Here is a 5,203-nt window from a genome sequence, read left to right as displayed (position 1 = left end):
GGTCCGTTGGTCAAGGGGTTAAGACACCGCCTTTTCACGGCGGTAACACGGGTTCGAATCCCGTACGGACTATGGGTGTATTGCAGATAGGTTAATAGGATATAAAAAAGTTAAAAAAACCTGTTGACAGTTAAAAGTGACTGTGATATACTAATATAGTTGTCGCTCATGAGAGAAGTGAGAGGCAAAGACCTTTGAAAACTGAACAAGACGAACCAATGTGCAGGGCACTACAACTTTATGTTGTAGTACTGAACAATGAAAAAAACAATAAATCTGTCAGTGACAGAAATGAGTGAGAACTCAAACTTTTAATGAGAGTTTGATCCTGGCTCAGGACGAACGCTGGCGGCGTGCCTAATACATGCAAGTAGAACGCTGAAGGAAGGAGCTTGCTCTTTCCGGATGAGTTGCGAACGGGTGAGTAACGCGTAGGTAACCTGCCTGGTAGCGGGGGATAACTATTGGAAACGATAGCTAATACCGCATAATAGTAGATATCGCATGATAACTGCTTAAAAGGTGCAATTGCATCACTACCAGATGGACCTGCGTTGTATTAGCTAGTTGGTGAGGTAACGGCTCACCAAGGCAACGATACATAGCCGACCTGAGAGGGTGATCGGCCACACTGGGACTGAGACACGGCCCAGACTCCTACGGGAGGCAGCAGTAGGGAATCTTCGGCAATGGACGGAAGTCTGACCGAGCAACGCCGCGTGAGTGAAGAAGGTTTTCGGATCGTAAAGCTCTGTTGTAAGAGAAGAACGAGTGTGAGAGTGGAAAGTTCACACTGTGACGGTATCTTACCAGAAAGGGACGGCTAACTACGTGCCAGCAGCCGCGGTAATACGTAGGTCCCGAGCGTTGTCCGGATTTATTGGGCGTAAAGCGAGCGCAGGCGGTTAGATAAGTCTGAAGTTAAAGGCTGTGGCTTAACCATAGTACGCTTTGGAAACTGTTTAACTTGAGTGCAAGAGGGGAGAGTGGAATTCCATGTGTAGCGGTGAAATGCGTAGATATATGGAGGAACACCGGTGGCGAAAGCGGCTCTCTGGCTTGTAACTGACGCTGAGGCTCGAAAGCGTGGGGAGCAAACAGGATTAGATACCCTGGTAGTCCACGCCGTAAACGATGAGTGCTAGGTGTTAGACCCTTTCCGGGGTTTAGTGCCGTAGCTAACGCATTAAGCACTCCGCCTGGGGAGTACGACCGCAAGGTTGAAACTCAAAGGAATTGACGGGGGCCCGCACAAGCGGTGGAGCATGTGGTTTAATTCGAAGCAACGCGAAGAACCTTACCAGGTCTTGACATCCCTCTGACCGCTCTAGAGATAGAGTTTTCCTTCGGGACAGAGGTGACAGGTGGTGCATGGTTGTCGTCAGCTCGTGTCGTGAGATGTTGGGTTAAGTCCCGCAACGAGCGCAACCCCTATTGTTAGTTGCCATCATTTAGTTGGGCACTCTAGCGAGACTGCCGGTAATAAACCGGAGGAAGGTGGGGATGACGTCAAATCATCATGCCCCTTATGACCTGGGCTACACACGTGCTACAATGGCTGGTACAACGAGTCGCAAGTCGGTGACGGCAAGCTAATCTCTTAAAGCCAGTCTCAGTTCGGATTGTAGGCTGCAACTCGCCTACATGAAGTCGGAATCGCTAGTAATCGCGGATCAGCACGCCGCGGTGAATACGTTCCCGGGCCTTGTACACACCGCCCGTCACACCACGAGAGTTTGTAACACCCGAAGTCGGTGAGGTAACCTTTTAGGAGCCAGCCGCCTAAGGTGGGATAGATGATTGGGGTGAAGTCGTAACAAGGTAGCCGTATCGGAAGGTGCGGCTGGATCACCTCCTTTCTAAGGATAAGGAAAGCACATTGGTCTTGTTTAGTCTTGAGAGGTCTTGTGGGGCCTTAGCTCAGCTGGGAGAGCGCCTGCTTTGCACGCAGGAGGTCAGCGGTTCGATCCCGCTAGGCTCCATTGGTGAGAGATCACCAAGTCATGCACATTGAAAATTGAATATCTATATCAAATAGTAACAAGAAAATAAACCGAAAACGCTGTAGTATTAATAAGAGTTTATGACTGAAAGGTCAAAAAATAAGGTTAAGTTAATAAGGGCGCACGGTGGATGCCTTGGCACTAGGAGCCGAAGAAGGACGTGACAAACGACGATATGCCTTGGGTAGCTGTAAGTAAGCGATGATCCAGGGATTTCCGAATGGGGGAACCCAACAGGTACTACCTGTTACCCATATCTGTTAAGGATATGAGGAGGAAGACGCAGTGAACTGAAACATCTAAGTAGCTGCAGGAAGAGAAAGCAAAAGCGATTGCCTTAGTAGCGGCGAGCGAAACGGCAGAAGGGCAAACCGAAGAGTTTACTCTTCGGGGTTGTAGGACTGCAATGTGGACTCAAAGATTATAGAAGAATGATATGGGAAGATCAGCCAAAGAGAGTGAGAGCCTCGTATTTTAAATAGTCTTTGTACCTAGCAGAATCCTGAGTACGGCGGGACACGAGAAATCCCGTCGGAATCTGGGAGGACCATCTCCCAACCCTAAATACTCCCTAGTGACCGATAGTGAACCAGTACCGTGAGGGAAAGGTGAAAAGCACCCCGGGAGGGGAGTGAAATAGAACCTGAAACCGTGTGCCTACAACAAGTTCGAGCCCGTTAATGGGTGAGAGCGTGCCTTTTGTAGAATGAACCGGCGAGTTACGATATGATGCGAGGTTAAGTTGAAGAGACGGAGCCGTAGGGAAACCGAGTCTGAATAGGGCGCTTTAGTATTATGTCGTAGACCCGAAACCATGTGACCTACCCATGAGCAGGTTGAAGGTGCGGTAAGACGCACTGGAGGACCGAACCAGGGCACGTTGAAAAGTGCTTGGATGACTTGTGGGTAGCGGAGAAATTCCAAACGAACTTGGAGATAGCTGGTTCTCTCCGAAATAGCTTTAGGGCTAGCGTCGACATCAAGATTCTTGGAGGTAGAGCACTGTTTGGGTGAGGGGTCCATCCCGGATTACCAATCTCAGATAAACTCCGAATGCCAATGAATTATGGTCGGCAGTCAGACTGCGAGTGCTAAGATCCGTAGTCGAAAGGGAAACAGCCCAGACCACCAGCTAAGGTCCCAAAATAATTGTTAAGTGGAAAAGGATGTGGGGTTGCACAGACAACTAGGATGTTAGCTTAGAAGCAGCTATTCATTCAAAGAGTGCGTAATAGCTCACTAGTCGAGTGACCCTGCGCCGAAAATGTACCGGGGCTAAAACAATTTACCGAAGCTGTGGATACCTTTATAGGTATGGTAGGAGAGCGTTCTATGTGTGGAGAAGGTATACCGTGAGGAGTGCTGGAACGCATAGAAGTGAGAATGCCGGTATGAGTAGCGAAAGACAGGTGAGAATCCTGTCCACCGTAAGACTAAGGTTTCCAGGGGAAGGCTCGTCCGCCCTGGGTTAGTCGGGACCTAAGGAGAGACCGAAAGGTGTATCCGATGGACAACAGGTTGATATTCCTGTACTAGAGTATGTAGTGATGGAGGGACGCAGTAGGCTAACTAAAGCAGACGATTGGAAGTGTCTGTCTAAGCAGTGAGGTGTGAATTGAGTTAAATGCTTAGTTCTATAACATTGAGCTGTGATGGGGAGCGAAGTTTAGTAGCGAAGTTAGTGACGTCACACTGCCAAGAAAAGCTTCTAGCGTTTAAACATACTCTACCCGTACCGCAAACCGACACAGGTAGTCGAGGCGAGTAGCCTCAGGTGAGCGAGAGAACTCTCGTTAAGGAACTCGGCAAAATGACCCCGTAACTTCGGGAGAAGGGGTGCTGACTTTAGGTCAGCCGCAGTGAATAGGCCCAAGCAACTGTTTATCAAAAACACAGCTCTCTGCTAAATCGTAAGATGATGTATAGGGGGTGACGCCTGCCCGGTGCTGGAAGGTTAAGAGGAGTGCTTAGCGGTAACGCGAAGGTATGAATTGAAGCCCCAGTAAACGGCGGCCGTAACTATAACGGTCCTAAGGTAGCGAAATTCCTTGTCGGGTAAGTTCCGACCCGCACGAAAGGCGTAATGATTTGGGCACTGTCTCAACGAGAGACTCGGTGAAATTTTAGTACCTGTGAAGATGCAGGTTACCCGCGACAGGACGGAAAGACCCCATGGAGCTTTACTGCAGTTTGATATTGAGTGTCTGTACCACATGTACAGGATAGGTAGGAGTCTATGAGCTCGGGACGCCAGTTTCGAAGGAGACGTTGTTGGGATACTACCCTTGTGTTATGGCCACTCTAACCCGGATAGGTGATCCCTATCGGAGACAGTGTCTGACGGGCAGTTTGACTGGGGCGGTCGCCTCCTAAAAGGTAACGGAGGCGCCCAAAGGTTCCCTCAGAATGGTTGGAAATCATTCGCAGAGTGTAAAGGTATAAGGGAGCTTGACTGCGAGAGCTACAACTCGAGCAGGGACGAAAGTCGGGCTTAGTGATCCGGTGGTTCCGTATGGAAGGGCCATCGCTCAACGGATAAAAGCTACCCTGGGGATAACAGGCTTATCTCCCCCAAGAGTTCACATCGACGGGGAGGTTTGGCACCTCGATGTCGGCTCGTCGCATCCTGGGGCTGTAGTCGGTCCCAAGGGTTGGGCTGTTCGCCCATTAAAGCGGCACGCGAGCTGGGTTCAGAACGTCGTGAGACAGTTCGGTCCCTATCCGTCGCGGGCGTAGGAAATTTGAGAGGATCTGCTCCTAGTACGAGAGGACCAGAGTGGACTTACCGCTGGTGTACCAGTTGTCTTGCCAAAGGCATCGCTGGGTAGCTATGTAGGGAAGGGATAAACGCTGAAAGCATCTAAGTGTGAAACCCACCTCAAGATGAGATTTCCCATGATTTTATATCAGTAAGAGCCCTGAGAGATGATCAGGTAGATAGGTTAGAAGTGGAAGTGTGGCGACACATGTAGCGGACTAATACTAATAGCTCGAGGACTTATCCAAAGTAACTGAGAATACGAAAGCGTAAGGATTTCTTGTAATTTGATAGATATTCAATTTTGAGTATGTAAGACTCAAAGTTAAGTGACGATAGCCTAGGAGATACACCTGTTCCCATGCCGAACACAGAAGTTAAGCCCTAGAACGCCGGAAGTAGTTGGGGGTTGCCCCCTGTGAGATATGGAAGTCGCTTAGCT

General features: G+C 49.4%; 2 tRNA genes and 3 rRNA genes. All 5 read left to right on the top strand.

What is annotated here, in order from left to right:
* The 5 genes from KJR31_RS08505 (at window position 1) to rrf (ending at window position 5,202) form a co-directional block, all read left to right on the top strand.
* A tRNA-Glu gene (locus KJR31_RS08505) sits at window positions 1-72 on the top strand.
* A gap of 238 nt (window positions 73-310) precedes the next feature.
* Window positions 311-1,859, top strand: a 16S ribosomal RNA gene (locus tag KJR31_RS08500).
* 50 nt (window positions 1,860-1,909) lie between these two features.
* Window positions 1,910-1,982, top strand: a tRNA-Ala gene (locus KJR31_RS08495).
* 124 nt (window positions 1,983-2,106) lie between these two features.
* Window positions 2,107-5,009 (top strand): 23S ribosomal RNA (locus KJR31_RS08490).
* Window positions 5,010-5,086: 77 nt separating this feature from the next.
* Window positions 5,087-5,202: ribosomal RNA gene (rrf, locus tag KJR31_RS08485) — 5S ribosomal RNA — on the top strand.
* The 16S, 23S and 5S rRNA genes sit together here with 2 tRNA genes alongside, the layout of an rRNA operon.
* Window position 5,203: the final 1 nt, after the last annotated feature.

Source organism: Streptococcus infantis (genome assembly GCF_018499575.1).
GTDB classification, from domain to species: domain Bacteria; phylum Bacillota; class Bacilli; order Lactobacillales; family Streptococcaceae; genus Streptococcus; species Streptococcus infantis_K.
The sequence above is the reverse complement of the archived record's forward strand: the minus strand, read 5'-3'. Positions and strand labels throughout refer to the sequence as shown.